This window comes from Runella sp., from assembly GCF_965279615.1.
GTDB lineage: Bacteria > Bacteroidota > Bacteroidia > Cytophagales > Spirosomataceae > Runella.
The window spans coordinates 1,487,547-1,509,513 of the sequence record NZ_OZ257252.1 but is presented as its reverse complement, the minus strand read 5'-3'; the positions used below and the strand labels follow the sequence as shown (position 1 = coordinate 1,509,513).

Genomic DNA, 21,967 nt, shown 5'->3' with positions numbered 1-21,967 from the left:
TCTAAACTCTTTTCTTAAACGTGTTTTTCCGGACAGCCATACGGCAACGCATTGCGTGGATGCTTTGTACGCTGATGTTGTTGATTCAACTCAACAATATCTTCTTTCGGCATGCGCACCGGCTTTCCAACGGAAAAATTATTACCCACGCTCACCCTTATATTCCCTCCGGAAACGGACCCTATCAGCCTAACAATCATACCTCCGGCGAATTATTTTTATTAGATGCCTTTACTAACATTCTGTTCGTCGGGGCTACCGCATTTTCATTTGCCTTTTTAACGAACGCAGTACGGGCATTTCGCCCCGTTTTTTGCTATGCTTCAACGTATTATTCACGCAAACGTACTTATTGTTCGCTTCGCGGCCCTCCCGATTTCCGGATTTAGCGGGTTTTAACGGCAATTCTTTGATTAACAAAGGATAGAGGTATGCTCTGTCCTTTGGTCAGGAGTTTTGCGTGTTGCCCTATTGTTTTTTTTCTTCAATAAATCACGGAAAACCACATGAACTCGAAAATTTATTTTCTGGTGCCGGCTGTTTGCATCTTTGCATTAACGGCCTGCGATAAACTATTGCCCGCCGCTCCTGCCAGGCAGGATGTATTGGACGGAACTGTTGATGGCCTTTCAGCGACTGAAACAGCACAATTTTTACGCGGAGATGCCGCTTTTGGACGGGTATTCTCCCCAATTACGGGATTAGGTCCGCTTTTCGTTTCCAATTCCTGCATCAGTTGCCATGCCGGCGACGGTAAAGGCCACCCTTCTACCAGCCTGATACGATTCGGGCAAACGGATGATACGGGAAATCAGTTTATGGAACTGGGCGGGCCGCAATTGCAAAACAAAGCGGTTCCCGGTTTTACGCCTGAAATCATTCCGGCGGGAGCTTCTCATGCTACTTTTATGGCACCTGCCAATACAGGTTTGGGCTTTTTGGAAGCCGTGTCTGATTCAGAGATCCTGAAAATGGCTGACCCGGACGACAAAGATGGAGACGGCGTATCCGGCGTTCCCAATTGGATTCATCTGCCGGAATTTATCCGTCCCGTTGCCGGTGCAGCAACGAAAGACGGGAGGTACATTGGCCGTTTCGGACGGAAAGCCGGCGCGCACAACCTGCACAACCAGACCGTGAATGCGTACATTCAGGACATGGGGATTGTCAGCACGTATTCTCCTTATGATACGTATAGCAGTAAAGAACTGGACCCGGAGGTGACCAACGGCGAAGTGGAAGACCTGGTATTTTACCTGCACACCTTAAAAGCACCGATTCAACGGAATGCACAAGACCCGGATGTCGTTGCCGGTAAGCAGGTTTTTGTGAATACACAATGCGGATCGTGCCATAAACCTGTTTTGAAAACAGGAAATTCCTCCATTCGGGCTTTGGCCAACAAAGAATTCTCTCCCTATACCGACTTGCTGATGCATGACATGGGAAAAGAACTGGATGATAATTATACAGAAGGAACGGCTAAAACCTACGAATGGCGTACCACGCCGCTTTGGGGATTAGGACTGGCAAAAGATTCGCAGGGTGGAAGGGTCTTTCTGATGCACGACGGCCGAGCCAAAAGCATTGAAGAGGCTATCCTGCTTCATGGCGGGGAAGCGCTGAAGAGCCGGCAAAAGTACACCGGCTTAAGTGCCAAAGAAAAACAACAGTTACTCACCTTTTTAGAAAGCCTCTAACCTCCTTACTACTATGCAACGACGCGAATTTATCCGGACAGGCTGTTTGACCTGTATCGGCGGCGGTATCCTTTCTTCAGCGCTTCAGGGATGTGCTTCGCCTTATTATGCCAAACAGGTTGAACTGAAACAAAACAGCCTGGTGGTGAAAAAAAGCGAATTCATCGAGATCAAAAAAGACCAACAAACGATGCGAAATGCAGTGGTCGCCAAATACGAGAAACTGGCTTTTCCCATTGCGGTCTTTCGACTCGGAGAAGACCAATACAGCGCGGTTTATTTGGAATGTACCCATCAGGGAAATGAGGTACAGCCCCACGGTAACTACCTTGTCTGCGAAGGACATGGCAGCGAGTTTGACAATAAAGGAAACGTTACGCAGGGACCGGCGGAAGATCCGCTTCGAACATTTATCGTGAAAACCGACAAAGAAAATATTTACATCGCACTCTCCTGACTATGAGAAAGATATATATACTGACTGCGGTCATCTTACTGACTGCCATCGGGCAACGGGTAACTGCCCAAATAGACAGTACGCTGTTCAAACGAATGCCCAAACCTGACTCTGCCAAAGTCACTATGAACATGGATGCGGTTTATAACCGCCCTTTTTTACAGGTCGGGCGAACCCCGTTGGGCGTCGGCGGCTATGCCGAAATCAATACCAATTATGCCGCAACAGACGGCATCAGTGAAGGATTATCCTTCCAAATGCGCCGCATGACCTTGTTTTTCGGAGGAAGCCTGCACCGAAAGATCAAGTTTATGTCGGAACTGGAATTTGAAGACGGAACGAAAGAGATCAACATCGAATTTGCAGCCGTGGATTTTCAATTCAGCAATTTGTTCAATCTGCGCGGCGGTATTATCATGAATCCGATCGGTTCTTTCAACCAAAACCACGATGGCCCCCGTTGGGAATTTAATGATCGACCAATTTCCGCGACGCAAATGCTCCCGGCAACATTCAGTAACGCCGGAATGGGGATTTACGGAAAAAAATACACCCGACAGTGGGTTTTCGCATACGAAGCGTACCTAACCAACGGTTTCAGCGGGAAGATCATTTCCAACGAAGACAGTCGTACCTTTTTACCGGCCACAAAACAAGACCCGGACCGTTTCGAAGAAAGCAGCAACGGAAAGGCGATGTTTACCGGAAAAGTAGCTGTTCGGAATCGCAGGATTGGAGAGCTTGGGCTGTCTTATATGGGAGGGATTTACAATAAATTCCAAGATGATGGATTTGTGCTGGACAAAAAAAGGATGGTCAATGTTTATGCGATTGATTTCAATACAACCATCAGGAAAACCCGAACCTTCATCACCGCCGAATGGGCGTGGGTAAAAGTGGATATTCCCGAAAATCATGCAGTTCATTTTGGCAGGAAACAAAGCGGTGGGTTTGTGGATATTGTTCAGCCTGTTTTCAGAAAACCGCTGTTGGGCTTTCCCAACTCCACCTTTAACGTAGCCTGCCGATTGGAACGGGTGGACTGGAATGTGGGTGATTTTGCAGAAACCGGCGATAAAATTTACGATGAGGTTTATTCCATCATGCCGGCCATTAGTTGGCGGCCTATTCCTTCGACGGTCATTCGATTCAACTATCGGATTCAACGCCAATGGGATTTGTTGGGCAATCCGCCGGCTCGCACAGGGGCAATCCAACTGGGAATTTCAAGTTATTTCTAAATCACGGGGTTAACAATCCCTGTTTAAGGATACTGTTGTCCGGCAGCTCTTTGCACTGTATTGCGCAAAGAGCTGCCGGGCTTTTTATTTATATTTAGCGTAATGGTCAATATAGAGTTTTGTCACTTTGCCATTTTGAAAATACACCTGTATTTGATCCATTTGGTCAACACCTGTTGAATAACCGAAATACCACTGAGGGGATCGGCTCATGCCCAAATCGTAATTGGCAGATAGGTTTTTGGTGAGCAGAGAAATGTATTCAAACTTGTTTGTAAACTGCTTTATGGCTTTAATACTGACCAGCTTTTCATACAGGGACGAAACAGGATCGCCCAGACGTACAGATGAATTGTTAGGTTGTTTTTCGGGCCATTGCGTAAGTTGTTTCCCACTGTTCAGGTAAATGGCTTTAACCACTTGTTTCTCAACAGTGATCTGCACGCCGGAATCGCTCCCCGGCTTTTGATCTAAAAGAATGTATTGATACAAAGGCAGTTGCTCTTTAAGAGAAGTGAGGTCAGAGAAAACATTATTGACCACATTTAGGGCTGTTATCCCCTTGATCAGTTGAAGATTCTGAATTTTGGTATATACACTTGCCGCTTCTTCATTGATTGCGATGCCGAGATAATCACCGCTTGTGACGCTGTCACGGGTGACCTGATAAGGTTCGGGCTCTGGGCCTGTGGTTTCGGGTTTTACCGAAGTTGCCATCTTGCATCCATAAAAAAGGGGCAGTAACAGCAGGAATCCAATAAGCTTTGTTCTCATGAGTTTGTTTTTTTATTAACAACGACTCAGCAATCAGGCATTTGGTTGTAATGCTCGGCCGTAAAAATTTATTATTGTTTGACTCCGGATGGGGTCAAACAACACAAGGCAGATTTATTTAGATCAACTGCTTATATTGCTTCTTATTTGAATGTCAAATATAACATGCCGGCCCAAAACCAAGACCATGAAGAAAACTGCCATAAAATATCTTTTTGTTTTACAATTGTTTGTACCGTTCGCGGCGCTTGCTCAATCCACTGTAATTTCCGAAAAGCGGCTGACTATTTTCACCCTTGGTGATAGTAACGGTACTTTTCCCCACAGTTGGCCACAGCAACTTAAACTTGCCTTGCCCAATGCTCAAGTGTACAATATCAGTAAATCGGGCAGAACCATCGGTTTTTTAAATTTGGGCGACAGTACGCTGAATTCACTGTTTGTGATCGACCGAAATTTGAAAATGGCAGCGGAGTTTGTTGGGGAGAAACCTTATGATTTCATTGTCTTGGAATTGGGCACCAACGACGCCAAAGCAGTATTTGGCGGTCGCCAGGAGGAAGTGCCGATAAATCTGGAAAAACTTATTCACAAAATTAAAGGATGCCCATATACGGCCATCAATAAAGCTAAAATTGTGATCGTATCTCCACCGCCTTACGGAGCCAAAGCCGAGAATACTGAAAAATATGCGGGAGGCAACCAACGGGTAAAGGCAATGAGTGAAGCATTTAAAAAAGTGGCTCTGCAAAATGATTGCCTTTTTATCGACGGGTTTTCTATACCCGACTTCGACATCGAAACTATGACGAATGACGGCTTGCACTTAGATGCAACCGGTTCCCGAAAATTGATCGAACCTATCGTTGCTCAGTTTTTGAAACACAGCCGATAGGTACTGCATTTTTGTTTAGTGTAATGTACGAGGCTGTTACGCAACCCAAAGCAGTAAGTTTTCCGCCGTTTCGGATACCCATCCGGGGAAATAAATCACTGCGTTATTGAACCCTGATTAACTGAACACTCAGCACCGGGCGACCCTCGGCTGTAATGCCCTGTATCACCACGCGCAACGTTCGCGCTACGTCTGACAGCGGAAAACGTAGCCGGCTGTTCCCCTGACTGTCAGTTTGCATGATTGGTTTCCAGTATAAAACATCTCGGTAATCAACGGGGCCGGAAATTGTGCCGGCGGTTACCTCTGCCTCGTAGCGTGGCACATAAAACTCACGCTGTACCGACGGATAACCAATGAATTGAATCGGCGTCATTCCCTCCTTAGGTTTCGTGCTTGTCTGCATGGACCGTGCACCTTTGGAGTAAAAAGCAATGACGCCATTTCCCCCTCGAGCCCCGTAGGTAGCGGCTGTGCCACCATTTTTCAGCACTTCGACACGTTCGATATCGCCTGCATTAAAGTACAGCAAAGCAGTTCCGTCAGGGTCCTGAATGGGCATACCATCCATCAGGTATAGGGGCTGCGTACCACTTTTATAACTGCTTATTCCTCGTATAAATACCTGATAGCTACGCGCTTGCATGGCTCCTACACGTTTAACCGTCACACCCGTCAATCGTCCCTGAATCATTTCGTACAGATTTGCGTAAACCGGCGATTTATCATCGAACACAAGAACGGCATCCGCCGCATTGTGCAAACTACGTTGTTGAATATCGTCAGGTCTTTCCTCGTATTTACGCGCTCGAACCGTCACTTCCTGCAATACTTTTACCGTTTTATCGCGGTAAAAATCGGCGTTTGCTTCCTGCCGAATTCGAGCAGCTTCCGGTTGGGCCCGCAACGTCGACTCATTTGGCGCAACTGTTATTTCACCGGATTTCCAGTGTTTGCCGGGTCTTTCCTGAACCAAAAAGGCTTCTTTAGCAGAAACTCTTTTTGATTGACGATCAGTGATTTGCGTCATTAACTGTACCGTATCGGCAATGGCCATGCCCGCCAGTCGAAAGAGCCCCTGTTCGTCAGCGGTAGCCGATTTTACGAACGATTGCCCGGGGCCTGTCAACGCCACGGTAATCTGCGCACCGGGCATTGGTTGATTTTTTGCATTCAAAATGCGGCCCCTGAGCGAAACACCACCGAGCGAATCCGTTTCGGGCGTGCCACTGACCCGTCGCCACCCCTGCGTCAACAGCAAATCGTCCAGTGCCTGACGGGTTTGGGCAGAGTGATTTACTACGTATTGGTTGGGATTTTCGATACGTCCCCGAAGTTCTCCCGTTAGCAATAAGTGTGCTTGCAACGTAGCGTCGACGGTATCATCAGGCACTTGGTCGGCATCGGTAATCGACGCCGATAAAGCGGCCGGTGCAGGTGAGCCATTATCGTTCAGATTGAGGTTCAGGGTAACCTGTTCGCGGGGCTGATACCGGATTTTGTTGAAGCCCAACACCACACGTACCGGCGCGGTAAATTCGGATACAAAAATCAGTCGCTCGGCTTGAGGCTTTGCACCGGCATCATAAAGGGTGATTTGCGCAAGACCCGGCAACCATGTCATCATAGGTAAGCTTATCTTCGCTGCCCCATTTTGCAGGAGAATTTTTCGTTGATCGACCACACGGCCGCGTTGTTGAATCAGAATATACACAGAGTCGATAACGGCCCGGTTAGAACTTAGTATGGTCAATGTCAGATGAGTTGTATCGCTGACCGCATCGGCTGAAAGCAAAAGTCCTTCCGTTTCGGGTTTAGGCAAAGGAACGTGTTGCCGTTGGTTGTTATACGTTACGTCGGCGTAATACGTCCGCTGCGGCTTTGGTTCCATCGACACGCCGGTCATCCCCTGATGATTGGTCTTGAACCGAACGGCTTCAACTCCCAAGTCATCGACAATACGTCCTGCGATGGACAAGCCATGACCATTGGGCTGTACAATTTTCACACCCAAACGCGCCGGCAATCCCGAAATCCAACGACCGCCTTCCGGCAAAATCTGAACGTCTAATGGCTGAGGAACAGAATCACTACGCATTGGTAATTCGTTCCGAAGCAGATTATGAATGGCCACAGATCGCTCAAAAGCCGGGCGTCGTTGGGCATCATCTTCATCAGTATAGGCGCGCAGGCGATACGTTCCCGTTTTGAGGGTATCAGACAGACGGAAATTGCCTTCGCCACGTCCGTCAACGATACGTATCCATTGGTGCTGTACCGTTTCCCCTGTTGGCGTAAGCAGGTCGACGTGTATGGCTGTTTCACCGTCGGCTCGTCGGTAACCGGCCGCGTCGAGTAAGTACGTGCTCATCCAGAGCCGATCTCCGGTGGCGTAAAAGGGTTTATCAATGTGCACAAACAGGGTAGGAGCCAACAATTTGAATCGCTCGTTGAAGGCCGCAGTGATACGTTCCATGCGGGTGTCGGGTGGCGCGAGTTTTCCCTGTGTAGCCAATGAGCCGTTTGTCAATGACTCCTTCTCATTACCTTCGGGTTTCCAGTCGGCGGGCAACATAGTCGATAAGCGGTCATTACCCATCGAGCCTTTCGCTTCCATACCTTCCGGCATCGTAATAACCCCATCGACGGTCATCTGCATCTGACCGCCGGGCAGTTTCATTTCCGTATAGGCGTAACGGGCATCGGGATAGGGTGAGAAACCCGAGGACGCATTCTTGTAGAATATGATCAGTTTCATGGGCGAAACCAATCGGCGTTCGGTCGCTAATCGACCGGGTTGAATCAACGTAGAAACCTTAATGGGAACCAAATGCTTGTAGTCGTTGACCGCAGCGGCAAGCGTAATTGACTGCCTTTCCAGGGATAGCATTTTGGTAACATCTTCCTGATAGACCAGAAAGCCGTCCTGCTCGAACGTATTATCAATCAGGCCGGCCATTAAATGTCGAATAGATCCTTTATAGGCGGTCAACCGGTTTCGTCGGAATCGGTTGGCCTGCCGTTCGTTCTCGGGTTTCAGTTCTTCAAAACGGGCAGTACCCGCAGAATAAACATTTCCTGAAGCAGTCGCATCAAAATGTTGCAAATCATAAATCAGCCGATAGCCCAGCGCCTGATTATCAATAATTAACGGCTCATTGGCCGTTGCGTACAGATGACCTTTATCTTCGTTAAAATGGAGAACGTCGCTGTTTACAAGCAGACACTGTCCGCCAAACGGCTCGCCGAAGAGTTGCTTTTTAAACTGACGTAAATGTAGTTCCCGGCGCTTCGAATTGCCCCGTACGATTACGGTATCCAACGTTTGTTCACTTACTTTTAGCTGAAAATTGGCTTTTTGTGGCGACGTATTATCAAATCTGAATGAGCGTTTGTCAGACTGATAACCGATAAACGAAGCAACAACCTCAACTGTACCAAGCGGAATTCCGGCAAGGCTATACGCTCCTTTTTCGTCGGTGACAGCCCCCCGCGTGCTGCCATTAACATATACATTGGCAAACGGCATGGGTTTTCCCGTCGTGGCATCTACTACGTAGCCGGTCAGTACGGCTGTCGTTTGCCCATAAGTCGGCAGGATTAATCTCGGAAGTAGAACGACCGTTAGCAGGCCGATGAAGAACGAGCAACGCATAGTTATTAAATTACGCTCTGAAAAGAATTCTTCTGCGTAATTATACCTATGGCTGTAACATGCGATAATCAGCCAATCTCGTTGGCTTTTATCAGGCCATCGGCAAAAGCGCAATGTATTACCGTCAGAATCATTGACATAGAATTCAAGGCTTCCCCATGTTTGATCGAGTGGGCCTTCATGGACAGCGCGCTATTTTTAGTTTGATCTCTGTTTTGATCATTTGGGGGAATTTGGGTACGCCGGGCGGGTTGTGAGCAACGGCAGCGGCCGACCGCCCTCTACACTTCCCGTGCAGAGGGTTGCTCACAACCCGACCTGACCCGATCTTAGAAACAGTCGTATTCAGAGCTTTATCAGTCGTTGGTATTCTTCCTGACCGGTTTGGAAGGTACCTTTATTGGCGTAGGGTTTACCTGTTCGTTGGTGTGGTTACAGGCAATCATTGTCGGCAGCAATAATGCCGGTACGCAAAAAGTTTTTTTAGAAAAAGAAAACAGGTTGTTACCGGGCGATTTAAAACCTGTGTCAATCAGGATTTTGTTCAAGCGCTCGTTGTTACGTTTAGTTTAGGGATATATCCCCGGTCGTTTTCATTTTTGTGACCTTTTCCCATTTTGACTACAAACTCCCTCAATTAGGCTACAAATAGCGAATTGTATCTCCGGACCTTTGTTGTATCATTAAATCTCAAGTTATACATGATACATCAGAATGAAAATGCAGGCAACCAAATGACTAAGACGCCCGTAACGGCTCCTAAAGTTTGGTTCATTACGGGTGCTTCCCGAGGTTTTGGACGCGTTTGGGCCGATGCCGCACTGAGACGTGGCGATAAGGTCGCAGTCACAGCACGCTCTTTGGTAAGTATTGCCGATCTCAAAGAAAAATACGGCGCAAACGTTTTAACGCTGGAACTTGACGTGACCAAGCCCGAGCAGGTAAAGTCAGTTGTGGGGCAGGCACATGCTCATTTCGGAAGACTGGATATCGTCCTCAACAACGCAGGCTATTCACTGGTCGGTACGATTGAGGAAGCTAAAGCTGAGGATGTTCGAGCGCTTTATGAAACAAATATTTTCGGCGCGCTTGCCGTTATTCAAGCCGCCTTACCGCTACTGCGGAAGCAGGGTGGGGGACATATACTTGGTACATCAAGCAACCTCGGCCATGTGACACTGCCGGTGATCGGCTACTACTGCTCCTCAAAATGGGCTTTCGAAGCGATCCACGAAAGCCTGGCTGCCGAGGTCAAATCGTTTGGAATAAACGTAACGATCATAGAACCGGGGGCCTATGCCACCGAGTTTGGAAGCCGGGAATCGTTAAAATTTGCGGCAGGGCTTGACATTTACACCGATTTTAAAGACCATTTTGTGGAAGGGTTAAAAACCATGGAACGGGGTGATCCTGAGGCGACGCCGGAGGCACTTTTCAAAATGGTGGACGCCGAAAATCCGCCGTTACGGTTCTTTCTCGGCAGTCATAATTTGCCTTGGGTGCGTACTGCCTATGCTGAGCGATTGGCCACTTGGGAAGAATGGGAGTCGGTCTCCAACTCAGCTCAGGGTGAATCAAAATAAAAGATTTGGCAAAAACCTTGTTTACTGACCAACGCTAACCGATACACTTTAATGATCGGTTAGCGTTATATTCGTTATTTAATATATGAAAAAAGAAGAAAATAACCATCTTAAGCTCAATTCTATAGCGGACGCACATCGGGCTTTTGGCTTGCCAAAACCGCTGCATCCGTTGATCAGTATAATCAATGGAGCATCTAATCCAGTTGATCTAAACAGCATTCCCGATTTTCATGTGCTGAGCTTCTATAAAATATCGTATAAACCAAGACTCAGCGGAAAATTAAAATATGGCCAAGGGTATTATGATTTTGACGAAGGTGGGCTGCTGTTCGCTGCTCCCAATCAACTGATCGGCAGTAATAATGATGAAAACAACAATGCAGCGGACTGTTCGCTCTATACGTTGCTTATACATCCGGATTTTTTATGGAATTATCCTTTGGCAAGAAAGATCAAACAGTGTGGTTTTTTTTCCTACTCAACAAATGAAGCGCTGCATCTTTCAGAAATTGAAAAAGCAACGATCATCTCTGTTTTCGAAATGATTGAAAATGAACTGAAAAGCAGAATTGATGATTTTAGTCAAGACATCGTTATTTCCCAAATTGAACTATTGCTGAACTACGCTGATCGTTTTTACAGACGTCAATTCATTACCCGTAAAGCCGTGAGTAACGACCTGTTGCAAAAACTCGAAAATCTGTTAGACGATTATTTTAACAGTGAAACTTCCTCAAACCGGGGTGTGCCCACAGTTCACTATCTTGCAGAATGCCTAAACCTCTCACCCAGTTATTTAAGTGATATGTTACGGTCATTGATAGGTCAAAATGCGCAACAGTATGTTCATGCTAAACTCATCGAAAAAGCGAAAGAGAAACTGTCTACGACCAACTTATCAATAAGCGAAGTGGCCTATGCTTTGGGATTTGAGCACTCGCAATCATTCAGTAAACTATTTAAAACGAAAACGAACCTCTCACCGTTGGAATTCAGACGCTCATTCAATTAACAGGATTTGAAACGATTTATGATACTGTCTTTCCATAAAATCAAATACACTATTTCCCTATTTTTGCTCTATGCAAAATATCGAATCGTTCCTCAATCTCTATAAACAAAACCATAGACTTCCTATCCTCCTTATATCTCCTGACTTCGGCCATCTTCCTGCCGAAATTGCCGATAGCTATGGCCTTACTCATCGCAAAACTCACTACTTTTTCCTTTTTATGCTGGAAGGCTGCACACGCCACGGCGTTGATCTCCGGGAGTTTGATATAAAAAATAATGAACTCCTTTTTATCCTTCCTCACCAAATCCACCGACTGCCGACTACCGGAAAAGGCACCGACTATTTTAAACTTGGTTTTGATGAAGAATGCCTTTCCCAATTGCCAAAACAATATCCCTTCCTTATCAACCCTTTCAATAATCAAAAATTACAATTCACCCCATCTGCTGCTGCAAGACTCAAATCCATCTTCGGACTACTGCGCGATTTATTAAGCACGGCGGATACTGATCCTGAGCTTATTCTTGCGCACCTCAACAGCTTGTTAACAGAAATCAATACCGCATACTTCGCTGCCGGTAAAAGCCCCGCAGACAGCAAACTTTCCCAATACATTCGTTTCAAGCTCTTTATAGAAAATCACCTCACCGATCACACAACCGTTAGTGATATCGCTGAAAAACTCGCGCTCAACACCAACAGTTTATATTACATTGTTAAACACTACTCCGGGCTTTCTCCCAAAGAATTCATCACCAACCGTCTTATATTGGAGGCTAAACGCCGCCTCTACTACGCTGAAAGTTCTGTTAAAGAGCTGGCCTACGACCTGGGTTTCAACGATCCGGAATACTTCTCCCGTTTGTTTAAAAAAGCAACGGGCAAAACAATAACCATGTTCGTTCAGGATTTGTCAGGAAACTAATGCGTTTTGTCCGGTTCATTTTCTAAACTTCTCCGGACCTTTGCTCAACAAACAAACGCTAAGATGATGAACAGAAAATTGGGAAAAAATGGACCTCTTGTATCGGCAGTAGGGTTAGGATGCATGGGAATGTCGGGAGCCTATGGACAATCCGACGATAAGGAATCCATCGCCACTATCGAAAGAGCCCTTGAGCTCGGGCACAACTTTTTGGATACAGCCGATTACTACCGCACAGGCCACAATGAAGCGTTGATCTCTCAGGCCATTAAAGGCAAACGTGACAAAGCTTTTCTCTCTGTAAAAACCGGCCAGTTGGTTACGGCCGGACCTAACAGGTCTATGGGCCCCGGTTCGGTGACCGGCCGCCCTGATTACCTTTGCAACGCGGTCTTTTACAGTCTCCAACGCCTTAAAACGGATTACATTGATCTCTACACTCCTGCACGGGTAGATCCAACTGTGCCTATTGAAGATACGATTGGCGCTCTGGCCGATCTCGTAGAAAAAGGGGTAATTCGTTACATCGGCCTCTCTGAAGCATCGGCAGTTTCTATTCGTAAGGCTGCTGTGGTGCATCCCATTACTGCACTTCAAATAGAATATTCGCTTTGGAGCCGCGACATTGAAGCCGAAGTTCTTCCAACCATTCGCGAATTGGGTATCGGTATGGTGGCTTATGCCCCTCTGAGTCGGGGCTTTCTAAGCGGTGAAATCCGAACACCGGAGGATCTGAAAGACAGCCGCATCCACATGCCACGCTACCAAGGAGAGAACTTCTACAAAAATCTTGAGTTGGTAGAAAAAATTACAAAGCTGGCCACCGAAAAAGGATGCACCCCATCTCAGTTGGCGATTGCGTGGGTGCTCGCCCAAGGCGAAGATATCATTACCATTCCCGGGACTAAACGTATAAAATACCTTGAAGAAAACATCGGATCCGAAAATGTACAGCTTACCTGGGAGGACTTACAAGGTATTGAAGCAATTATGCCTGCCGGGGCTGTTTCAGGAACCCGTTACCCCGAAAGGTTCTTAAATTCCCTGAACCGATGAACGTTCATTGTTTGATGCAGCAGATAGGCGTGCATTCATCCAACGTTAATGGCCTGCTCACTCTAACATCACACTCCGGGGTCGGTGCACCCGCAGTTTTCTTCTACTTATCATTGGAAAGTAAGACTTTTGTTAAGTGAATCATTGCGATGGCAAAATTAAAGAATCAACGTTGGGCTACTCAGTAGACCGCCAAGAGTATATGGCTTCAAGTGAAAGTGAACAGAAGGCGTTGGCAAGGAGGAAGTCAAGCGATACACCGCTGTGCAGGACGGGTGAACGCCAATGCGAAGGTACTGTTCCTTTTTCGCCACGTGTGGGTTCTCTGAATTTTCTCTTTCTTTTTAGCGACTTCTGTCCACTTTTAGCTGATTGTTTATAGTCTATATGCTCTCTTACTTTTCCGATTTTATTTATTGAAAATGGTGGCTTTAATAGAAAAACACTTCAACTATTGTGCCCTTCTGCGTTCTTCCTCCGCAGCGTCTTCGGTTTGGCGGCGGCGGGTATATTTTTCATTCCCGAAACGGTAACTGAAATTAAGCCCGATGCGTCGGGTATCGTTCAGACTTTTTCGGTATTGCACCGTATTTTGGTAATTAGCCATGGTTTCGGTGCGATAGTTGGCAAACGTAGGGTCGTCTATTATCAAACGGAGGCTGCCTTTCTCTTTTAGTATTTTCTTCCCAATACTAGCATAAATCGAATAGAAATTGCCCAAGGTCATGGTAAACAGTTTATCTTTTGCCGAAAAATTGGTGTACAACTCCGCCGACCAACCCTTACCAAAACTGAATTGCTGACCGGCATAGATACGGAATGACACGTATTGCGTAACGGCCACATCCCCGTTTACAGTACCATTTATATTGAACCGAAAGCCCTGAAAACCGAAATTGGTTGTCCAGTAGTTGTTTATTTTTTTGTTGAAATTACTTACTATCCCAAATCGATACCCTTTTCCCAAATTAAAAGGTCGTCGCACAAATTTATTCCCCTCACGAATACTCAGATTTTCATTCAATCCATCCGCAAAATCCAGCACTGCGCCTATGCTGAAGCCACCGGTGTTCTGATAACGAAGCTGAAAATTATGCAGATAAAAAGGCTTCAACGTCGGGTTTCCGCTGGTGTAGGTGTAGTCGTCTACGTAGTTTAGGAACGGATTAAACTGCTGATAACTAGGGCGATTTATTCTGCGGCCATAGTTGAAATTCAAATTGTGTTTGCCCAAACTATCCAACGCCCGTCGAAAGAAAAAGGTAGGGAACAGGTTGGTAAAATGCTGAGAAAATTGCTCCCCTGCAGTAGCGATATTGGGTAGTAGATTGCCTTCGATATTGGTGTTTTCGGCACGCAAGCCCATCTGTAAGCTCGTTCTTTTGTTTATGGTATGCTTTAGGCTGAAGTAGGCAGCATTGATGTTTTCGTTATACACAAAATGATTACTTTGGGTAGGATCTATCACAAAAGTTTGGTCATTTTTATTTTCTACGTCGGCCTGATTGGTATTTTTCACCAAACCCACTTTTGCTCCCATTTCCATCACGGTTTTTTTAGAAACAGGCCGCCGATAATCCGTTTTGAAGGTCAAAATGGTTGCAGGCGTAAGGAATATGTTGTTGAAAATCTGTGTGTTGCCGGCATGGCTGCTTTGAAAATTTCTAACTCCGTCAGAGCCAAATTGCTGATAGCTGACATCACCGCTCCACTCACTTCCCTGTTTTTTGGGTTTATGGGTAAAATTCAGATTGGCACTTAAGTTGTTCCAATCAAATTGACCGTTATTTGCACCGGAAAAATTCACATTATTGACCAGATTGGCAAAAACGGCACCATCGTTTCTGTTGCTTTTTTGTAAAGACACCTGACCGCCAAACACCGTATTTTTGCTTTTGTCGTAGTCAAAACCCAATCGGATGGTGCCGCTCAGGCTCCGGTTAGTTGCCGTATTTTCGCTGATGTATTGCTGGCTGTTACTCCCTTCCGTAATGGTTCTTGTGGAAGTGGTCACCGTACGGTTGGCATCACGAGGCAAACCGATTCCTCCGAAGAGGTTCAGTTTTCCCTGCCTGTAATTTAGGTTCAAATTGTTATAACTTCGCCAGGTATGCCCTATGCTTTGACTGCTGCTTACATTGCCGGTAAGTCCGTATAGTCGGTTTTTTTTCAGTACAATATTGACGATAGCCGAGCCGGCGGCATCGTATTTGGCAGGAGGGGAGTCCATCAGTTCCAGTTTGTCCAACATTTGAGCAGGGAGTGATTTAAGGTAAGCGACCAAATCACTTCCGCTCATATAGGTAGGTCGCCCGTCAATAAGCACCAGCACGCCGGTACGGCCATTGAGTTGTATACTGCCGTTTTGGTCTATCACTACGCCGGGGGTTCTTTCCAGTACTTCTTGGGCCGAAAGGGTGGCTGCTGCACCCATAGCCTCTACATTTATGACGGTTTTGTCTTCTTCCTGTACCACCAACGGGCGGGTACTTTTCACTACTACTTCACCCAACTGTTGTACTTTGGCGGGAAGTAAAAAAATGGTGGGAAGCGTAATGGCATTGGCTCCAAGCCGAATGACGGGGCTTTGATAATTCTTTGCCCCCATGTAGCTGATTTTTAAGAAGTAGTTGCCCGATTTCAAGTTAGGGAATTCAAATTTTCCCTGTGCATTCGCCGTGTTGCCTGCCACTTGTTGGCTATCGGGAAGTGCAATCAACAGTACATTGGCCCCTACAGCGGCTTCGTTGTTGTGGTCTTTGATTTCCCCTTTCAGGCTGCTTTGTGCCAACGTATTAGTGGCAATGAATAAGAAGAATAGGATAATTTTTTTCATGCTGCTTGGCTGTTTTTGAAGCAAAACTCTGAAAGATAATTTTTCCCTTTCTTATGGGACTGACAGAAAGTCCGGATGCTGTGATAAAATGGGAAAATTGACTGACGAGGGCCAAGAGTCCGGGTCTGAATTCGCATTTGGCAGTTTTCGTCAGTCAAAAAGACCTTTCTGTCAGTCAGTAAGAAAAAAATTGAACAGGAATTGCCAATTTTGAAGTAAAACCGAACTGAGATGGCCGGCCAAATTTTTCTTATCATCATTTTGCTGATTGTCCTCTGGCTTATCTTTGGAAAGCAGAAGCAGTTTTTAATTGCTATTTTACAATGGATGATCGGCATTGCAGCATTGTTTTTTGTACTGCTTTTTACGTTTCACATCATTGATTTAGAACGCGAAAAGGACCAAACGCTGATCAGTACCTTATTGACGATAAGTTGTATTTTAGCGGGTCGTTTTTTGGCCGGCTATTATTTGAGCAGAAACACCGACAGTGAAGATCGAACCATAACGATTCTGGGCGTATTATTTGCGGGTCTCATAGCAGGATTTGGTCTGATAATCAATTATTTAAGAGTGAATGAGAGTTTCACGGTCTTGTTGTATCTGAATTTTACGTTGATGAGTTTAGGTTTCGTGGCAACGATGGGAGTTACCATTATTAAACACCAGATTGAGCAGAAAATCACTAAAGCCGAAACCAAAGCCAATGCAAGCGATGCCGAGTTGAAACTGCTCCAGAGTCAGTTGAGTCCTCATTTTTTGTTTAATACCCTCAACAATCTGTATGCACTTTCCATCCACGATGCTTCCAAATTGCCGCCCTTGCTTCTCAAATTGTCAGACCTGTTGCGCTATACCGTTTATGATACCAAAGCAACCATGGTAACACTGGAAGATGAAATAAATTACATCAAAAACTACATAGATTTTGAAAAAATACGCCTTGGCGAGCGATTGGAATTGGTGGCGAATTGGCCGGAAAATGTTGCCGAAGCACCACCAATTGCGCCCATGCTCTTGATCGTATTTGTGGAAAATGCGTTTAAACACTCCAAAAATACCCAAGACCCTCGGATTAACATTGCCATAGATTTGCAAATTTGGGGCAAAACCCTTCTTTTTTCCGTTCAAAACAGTTTTACCCCCAACCTGTCTGAGCCTACGCCGGAACAGCATAGCGGATTGGGGTTGGAAAATGTAAAAAAACGACTGGAATTGGCTTATCCCAACCGCCATGATTTAAGTATTGGGCAGAAAAATAATACTTTTATGATTAAATTAAGATTGACATGATACTGAAGGCACTCATCGTAGACGACGAACCTCTGGCGCGCCAACTCATTGAAGGGTATTGTAGTCATTTGGCTGAAATAGAGGTGGTTGGATCGGTGGTTGATGTGTTTATGGCAAGACCTGTCTTGGAGACCGGAAAGGTAGATCTGTTGTTTCTGGACATCAATATGCCCGTCATGAGCGGCGTTAATTTCCTGAAAAGTCTGCAAATCAAACCCATTACTATTTTTACCACCGCGTACAAAGAACACGCTCATGAAGCCTTTGATCTGGCCGCTACTGACTATCTTTTGAAGCCATTTTCAATGGACCGCTTTCTGCAAGCCATCGACAAGGCCAAAGCAGCTATAAAACAGCAACCGAATACCAAAGAAAACTACACCTTCATAAAATCAGACAGTAAACTGATAAAATTACTTTTCGATGAGCTTTATTATGTGGAAGCCCAAGGCAATCAAGTAAAATTTGTCACTGAACACAGTACCTTCAAGATCACACAAACATTCAGTTCTGTTTTGGAACTTTTGCCCGCTTCGCAATTTGTAAGAGTTCACCGTTCATTTGCAGTAAATATTCTGAAAATCAGCATAATAGAGTCATATAGAATTCTATTGCTACATAAAGGAGAAGTGCCATTAGGGAGCAATTTTCGGGAGGATTTTTTGAAAGTGGTGGTGGATAAACTACCTGATTAGTAAAACGTACAGTAATGGATACTCCGCCGGCCACTAAATACATTGCTATGTAAGAATGGGAGAATGTTTTCATATATTTGATTTTTACAAAACAAATAGTGATGAACGCTACTTCTCTGGAAGAACTTTGCTACCGACTGTCGACCGGCTCGTCGACTGATTTAAGTGCGCTGCTGCCAACCGGTATTCAGCAGGAAGCCGGGCATTTCAATGTGTTTAACCTGAATGATTTTGCACAGCCGGCGCGCGAGAAACCTGCGCTGCCCTATGCCTGTCGTGCGTTCTACAAAATCAGCCTTTTGATCGGGCGCAGTCAGGCCCGCTATGCTGACGACACCGTCGAGGTCACCCAACCTACGCTGATTTTCTCTACGCCTAAGGTTCCTTTCCATTGGTTACCGCAAGAACGACAAAGCGGGCAGTTTTGTGTCTTTACCGCCGAATTTCTTCAGCCAACAAAAAGCGGGGTGCTGTTGGACGAACTGCCGATCTTTAAAGCACCCGGGTACCCAATTTATAGCTTGTCCGAAACGGATTACCTGCACGTAAAAGGCATTTTTGAACAGATACATGCCGAAATAGCTACCGATTATGTCTATAAATACGATTTGTTGCGTACCTACACTTTGCAACTGATTCACATTGGACAGAAGCTGCAGGCAAATACAGCGCTCCATCCTAACCACAATGCATCCGTCCGAATGACATCATTGTTTGTTGAGCTATTGGAGCGGCAGTTCCCGCTGGAAACCCCGCAGCAGCACATACGCCTGCGTACGGCCATTGACTATGCCGATCACTTGGCGGTTCATGTCAACCATCTGAACAAGGTGCTCAAAGAAACAACCGGACTCACTACCACCGACCTCATTGCCGGACGCATCGTGCAGGAAGCCAAAGTCCTGTTGATCCAAACCGACTGGACCATCGCCGAAATTGCCGATTGCCTTGGGTTTGCTGATGTAGCGCATTTTGCCAAATTCTTTAAACGTGAGACAGCCTTTGCTCCGGGTGCCTTTCGCGTACAAGCCAATAGTTTGAATTATACATAAAATGGATTGATTCAGACAAACATTCAACGCGTCATTTGGCAGACTTTTGTCACGTTAATTTTAAGAAAAAAAGAAGCTAAATGACAACGGAAAAAATCGCATTGGTAACCGGCGGAAGCCGGGGTATCGGTAAAAACATTGCCCTGAGCCTGGCCCAAAAAGGAATTGATATACTGTTGACCTATCGCAGTAACGAGACCGAAGCTCAAAATACAGTCAAAGAAATAGAATCCCTTGGACGTAAGGCGGTGGCTTTGTCTCTCAATACAGCCGACATCGGCAGTTTCGACGCTTTTTTTCAACAGCTCATTCCAACACTTGAAACCACGTTCGGAACTGACCGGTTCGATTTCCTTATCAATAATGCCGGGACGAGCCTTTCAGCCCTCATTGCAGAGACGACCGAAAGCCAATTTGACGAAATGATGAATATTCATCTGAAAGGAGTCTATTTTTTGACTCAAAAGGCGTTGCCGGTTCTCCGCGATGGCGGCCGGATCATCAACATCTCATCCGGAGTAGCTCGGTATTCCTATGCCGGTGTTTCGGCTTACGGAATAATGAAAGGGGCAGTGGAGGTTTTCACCCGATATTTGGCGCTTGAGTTGGGTGGGCGAGGTATTTCTGCCAATGTGGTGGCTCCGGGAGCCGTTTTTGGGGGAGGGGCTATGGAAGATACACCGGCTATGCGCGAATATGTTGCCGGCATAACGGCGTTGGGGCGGGTCGGTCTGCCCGATGATATTGGCGGAGTAGTAGCATTCCTATGCAGCGAAGAAGCCAAATGGGTGAATGGTCAGCGCATTGAACTAACGGGTGGCATGAACCTGTAAACGCCGGTATGTTAATCGCTATAGCCCAAGGATTTATATCAGGAGATTGGCATTACCTTATCACTTTTCATCTTGCCGCTCTCATCATTGGGAGCGGCTTTTTATCATCAGTTCTAAAGCCGCGACTTAAAAACCGGAAAAGAAAAATAGACCTACGACTATTCTTGGGCCGTAATTTTCTTTTTGTGTTTTATACCCCAATCAGCCAACGTGGAAATTATATCCTTCAATGAACTGCTGTATTCAGTCGGTACATATTCTACCACCACCGGTTTTTGATCAGGATCAACCACTCTTTTTACCAAGCCGTTTAGCTCTAAGTCTTTCAATTCGCCCGAGAGCACTCTTGCGGAGATACCTTTTAGGGTACGCTGCAAATCGTTGAAGCGCGTGTGTCCGCTCAACAATGCAATGATCACCCGCAATGTCCACTTTCCGCCAACAACATATAATGCATCTTCCGTTGCAGCCAAATTTTTGCTGCATTGCAATTCAGAAAACGCGGCTTTTTTACCTACTGATTCTCCCATTTTGCTGATGTAGTAACAAAAACGTTACTACTAACCTTTAGTTTACTACTAATCTTTTGTTAGCAAATATACATAAGTTTGCAACATCAAAAAATAAAAAAATGAAAGCAACAAAAATTACGTACTACGGTCTTAGCGATATTGATCGTTTCCCCTAAAACAGGCAACAACTGAGAAAAGAGTATTAACCATCAAAAAATAAGCACTGTGAAAAAAATATTGCACATTATCTCAAGCCCGCAAGGCAAAGCGTCCGTTAGCAAAAAACTCGGAAACGCGGTTATTGAAAAAATCAAGGCAAAGTATCCCGACAGCATTGTTAAGGAACGGGACCTGACAATAAACGTTTTTCCGCATTTAGACGAACTGCAAATCGGCTCGTGGTTCACGCCTACCGAAAACCACTCCCCTGAACAGGTAAAGGCCATTAAAATTTCAGAGGAAGCGATTGCAGAAATGCAGGAAGCAGACATTTACGTGATTGGTGCACCTTTCTATAATTTTGCTATTCCTTCTCCCTTGAAAGCCTATTTAGACCACATTGCAAGACCGGGAATTACGTTCCGATATAACGCAAACGGCCAACCTGAAGGTCTTTTGAAAAACAAAAAAGCGTATGTTGCGATTGCTTCAAGCGGTGTTTATTCGGAAGGTGCATTTCAGTCGTTTGACTTTGTCAGTCCATACCTCAAATTCTTACTCGGATTTCTCGGCATTACAGACGTGACCATTGTTCGAGCCGAAGGCTTAAGAATTGACGGCATTAAAGAAACAGCTTTTGAAAAAGGTGTTGAAAGTATTGCGATTGATTAATGGTTATATTAAAGTATATTAATGGCAAACAGTGAATTGTTTTGCGACAGTTCACTGTTTGCCAAGCGGCTGTTGTATGCAGGTATTTTTTATTGACAGGTTTAAATTTCTATCAAGGGCGCTGATTTTTTATTCAGGTACCATTAATACATCCACATTGCTTCATTTTAACTATAAAACAGCAATACACTTTTTCGCCGATAAACTTAGTCAACAAAAATTGTGTCATCTGCATTTTTTTCAAAACATATATTTACTGTTCTGGTTACAGCACTTGTCTTATGGATAGTCTTTGAAGGAATTTTAATGAACTCGCCCGGTTTTAAAAACACAGTTTCATGGTCTTTAATTTCAATTTTGAGCTCGCCTTCCAGGACTACAAATAGCTCGTCCGTGTTTTTGTGATAGTGCCATCTATATTCTTCCTGCATAACTGCAATTCGTAAACAATGATCGTTTATAGTTTCCAGAATAAAATTGTCATACACTTTATCAACTTTATTGCTGATTTCTTCAAATCTTTTTTTGACTAAAATTTGCGCTTTGTTCATGTGTAGGTTTGAATTTTAAAGTTCAAATTATCAGAGTGTCACTATAAATAGCCGCCTCAT

At 45.3% G+C, this 21,967-nt stretch carries 20 protein-coding genes; 14 read left to right on the top strand and 6 right to left on the bottom strand.

All coding sequences use genetic code 11. The annotated features are described in order from the left end of the window. Positions 1-20 precede the first annotated feature (20 nt). The 4 genes from ACQY73_RS06670 (at position 21) to ACQY73_RS06655 (ending at position 3,398) form a co-directional block, all read left to right on the top strand. Positions 21-389 carry a hypothetical protein gene (locus ACQY73_RS06670; protein WP_428663192.1) on the top strand — a complete coding sequence of 123 codons (369 nt, stop codon included), beginning with the start codon at positions 21-23 and terminating at the stop codon, positions 387-389. 117 nt (positions 390-506) lie between these two features. Continuing rightward, positions 507-1,700, top strand: a complete 1,194-nt coding sequence (locus tag ACQY73_RS06665) for a di-heme oxidoredictase family protein (RefSeq protein WP_428663189.1) — start codon at positions 507-509, stop codon at positions 1,698-1,700. Between the two features lie 13 nt (positions 1,701-1,713). Beyond that, a complete protein-coding gene (locus tag ACQY73_RS06660; RefSeq protein ID WP_428663187.1) occupies positions 1,714-2,157 on the top strand; it encodes a ubiquinol-cytochrome c reductase iron-sulfur subunit in 444 nt (147 codons plus the stop codon). Between the two features lie 2 nt (positions 2,158-2,159). Continuing rightward, positions 2,160-3,398 (top strand): porin, encoded by a 1,239-nt coding sequence (locus ACQY73_RS06655; RefSeq protein ID WP_428663185.1) that lies wholly within the window; start codon positions 2,160-2,162, stop codon positions 3,396-3,398. A gap of 84 nt (positions 3,399-3,482) precedes the next feature. On the opposite strand, the gene ACQY73_RS06650 is transcribed toward ACQY73_RS06655, so the two are convergent. After that, positions 3,483-4,172 carry a hypothetical protein gene (locus tag ACQY73_RS06650; protein WP_428663182.1) on the bottom strand — a complete coding sequence of 230 codons (690 nt, stop codon included), beginning with the start codon at positions 4,170-4,172 and terminating at the stop codon, positions 3,483-3,485. A gap of 187 nt (positions 4,173-4,359) precedes the next feature. Here ACQY73_RS06650 and ACQY73_RS06645 point away from each other — a divergent pair, with 187 nt between their 5' ends. After that, positions 4,360-5,067: a GDSL-type esterase/lipase family protein gene (locus tag ACQY73_RS06645; RefSeq protein ID WP_428663179.1), complete on the top strand. Its 708-nt coding sequence runs from the start codon at positions 4,360-4,362 to the stop codon at positions 5,065-5,067. Between the two features lie 103 nt (positions 5,068-5,170). Here the strand turns inward: ACQY73_RS06645 and ACQY73_RS06640 are convergent, their stop codons facing one another. Together ACQY73_RS06640 and ACQY73_RS06635 are read right to left on the bottom strand one after the other, a co-directional pair. Next, positions 5,171-8,722, bottom strand: a complete 3,552-nt coding sequence (locus tag ACQY73_RS06640; RefSeq protein WP_428663177.1) for a carboxypeptidase regulatory-like domain-containing protein — start codon at positions 8,720-8,722, stop codon at positions 5,171-5,173. A gap of 356 nt (positions 8,723-9,078) precedes the next feature. Then, the gene (locus tag ACQY73_RS06635) at positions 9,079-9,270 is read right to left on the bottom strand and encodes a hypothetical protein (RefSeq protein ID WP_428663174.1); all 192 of its coding nucleotides are present in this window, start codon (positions 9,268-9,270) and stop codon (positions 9,079-9,081) included. 153 nt (positions 9,271-9,423) lie between these two features. On the opposite strand from ACQY73_RS06635, the gene ACQY73_RS06630 reads away from it, so the two are divergent. The 4 genes from ACQY73_RS06630 to ACQY73_RS06615 all read left to right on the top strand — a co-directional run bounded on the left by ACQY73_RS06630 (position 9,424) and on the right by ACQY73_RS06615 (position 13,304). Continuing rightward, positions 9,424-10,305: an SDR family NAD(P)-dependent oxidoreductase gene (locus tag ACQY73_RS06630; protein ID WP_428663171.1), complete on the top strand. Its 882-nt coding sequence runs from the start codon at positions 9,424-9,426 to the stop codon at positions 10,303-10,305. 85 nt (positions 10,306-10,390) lie between these two features. Beyond that, on the top strand, positions 10,391-11,320 hold the full coding sequence (locus tag ACQY73_RS06625) for a helix-turn-helix domain-containing protein (RefSeq protein WP_428663168.1): 930 nt from the start codon (positions 10,391-10,393) through the stop codon (positions 11,318-11,320). Between the two features lie 70 nt (positions 11,321-11,390). Further along, positions 11,391-12,248 carry an AraC family transcriptional regulator gene (locus ACQY73_RS06620; protein WP_428663165.1) on the top strand — a complete coding sequence of 286 codons (858 nt, stop codon included), beginning with the start codon at positions 11,391-11,393 and terminating at the stop codon, positions 12,246-12,248. A gap of 63 nt (positions 12,249-12,311) precedes the next feature. Beyond that, on the top strand, positions 12,312-13,304 hold the full coding sequence (locus ACQY73_RS06615; RefSeq protein ID WP_428663162.1) for an aldo/keto reductase: 993 nt from the start codon (positions 12,312-12,314) through the stop codon (positions 13,302-13,304). A 451-nt stretch (positions 13,305-13,755) separates the two neighbouring features. On the opposite strand, the gene ACQY73_RS06610 is transcribed toward ACQY73_RS06615, so the two are convergent. Then, complete coding sequence (locus tag ACQY73_RS06610) at positions 13,756-16,140, bottom strand: outer membrane beta-barrel protein (RefSeq protein WP_428663160.1); 2,385 nt, start codon at positions 16,138-16,140, stop codon at positions 13,756-13,758. Positions 16,141-16,371: 231 nt separating this feature from the next. On the opposite strand from ACQY73_RS06610, the gene ACQY73_RS06605 reads away from it, so the two are divergent. The 4 genes from ACQY73_RS06605 (at position 16,372) to ACQY73_RS06590 (ending at position 20,013) form a co-directional block, all read left to right on the top strand. Continuing rightward, on the top strand, positions 16,372-17,433 hold the full coding sequence (locus tag ACQY73_RS06605; RefSeq protein ID WP_428663157.1) for a sensor histidine kinase: 1,062 nt from the start codon (positions 16,372-16,374) through the stop codon (positions 17,431-17,433). After that, positions 17,430-18,128, top strand: coding sequence for a LytR/AlgR family response regulator transcription factor (locus ACQY73_RS06600; protein ID WP_428663154.1), 699 nt, complete (start codon positions 17,430-17,432; stop codon positions 18,126-18,128). The genes ACQY73_RS06605 and ACQY73_RS06600 overlap by 4 nt, the downstream gene beginning before the upstream one ends. 101 nt (positions 18,129-18,229) lie before the next feature. After that, positions 18,230-19,180, top strand: a complete 951-nt coding sequence (locus ACQY73_RS06595) for a helix-turn-helix domain-containing protein (protein WP_428663151.1) — start codon at positions 18,230-18,232, stop codon at positions 19,178-19,180. An 80-nt stretch (positions 19,181-19,260) separates the two neighbouring features. Further along, on the top strand, positions 19,261-20,013 hold the full coding sequence (locus tag ACQY73_RS06590) for an SDR family NAD(P)-dependent oxidoreductase (RefSeq protein ID WP_428663148.1): 753 nt from the start codon (positions 19,261-19,263) through the stop codon (positions 20,011-20,013). Between the two features lie 158 nt (positions 20,014-20,171). Here the strand turns inward: ACQY73_RS06590 and ACQY73_RS06585 are convergent, their stop codons facing one another. Then, positions 20,172-20,543 (bottom strand): winged helix-turn-helix transcriptional regulator, encoded by a 372-nt coding sequence (locus ACQY73_RS06585; protein WP_428663145.1) that lies wholly within the window; start codon positions 20,541-20,543, stop codon positions 20,172-20,174. Between the two features lie 207 nt (positions 20,544-20,750). Here ACQY73_RS06585 and ACQY73_RS06580 point away from each other — a divergent pair, with 207 nt between their 5' ends. Next, positions 20,751-21,356, top strand: a complete 606-nt coding sequence (locus ACQY73_RS06580) for an FMN-dependent NADH-azoreductase (RefSeq protein WP_428663143.1) — start codon at positions 20,751-20,753, stop codon at positions 21,354-21,356. A 206-nt stretch (positions 21,357-21,562) separates the two neighbouring features. On the opposite strand, the gene ACQY73_RS06575 is transcribed toward ACQY73_RS06580, so the two are convergent. After that, positions 21,563-21,907 (bottom strand): cupin domain-containing protein, encoded by a 345-nt coding sequence (locus ACQY73_RS06575; RefSeq protein ID WP_428663141.1) that lies wholly within the window; start codon positions 21,905-21,907, stop codon positions 21,563-21,565. Positions 21,908-21,967 lie beyond the last annotated feature (60 nt).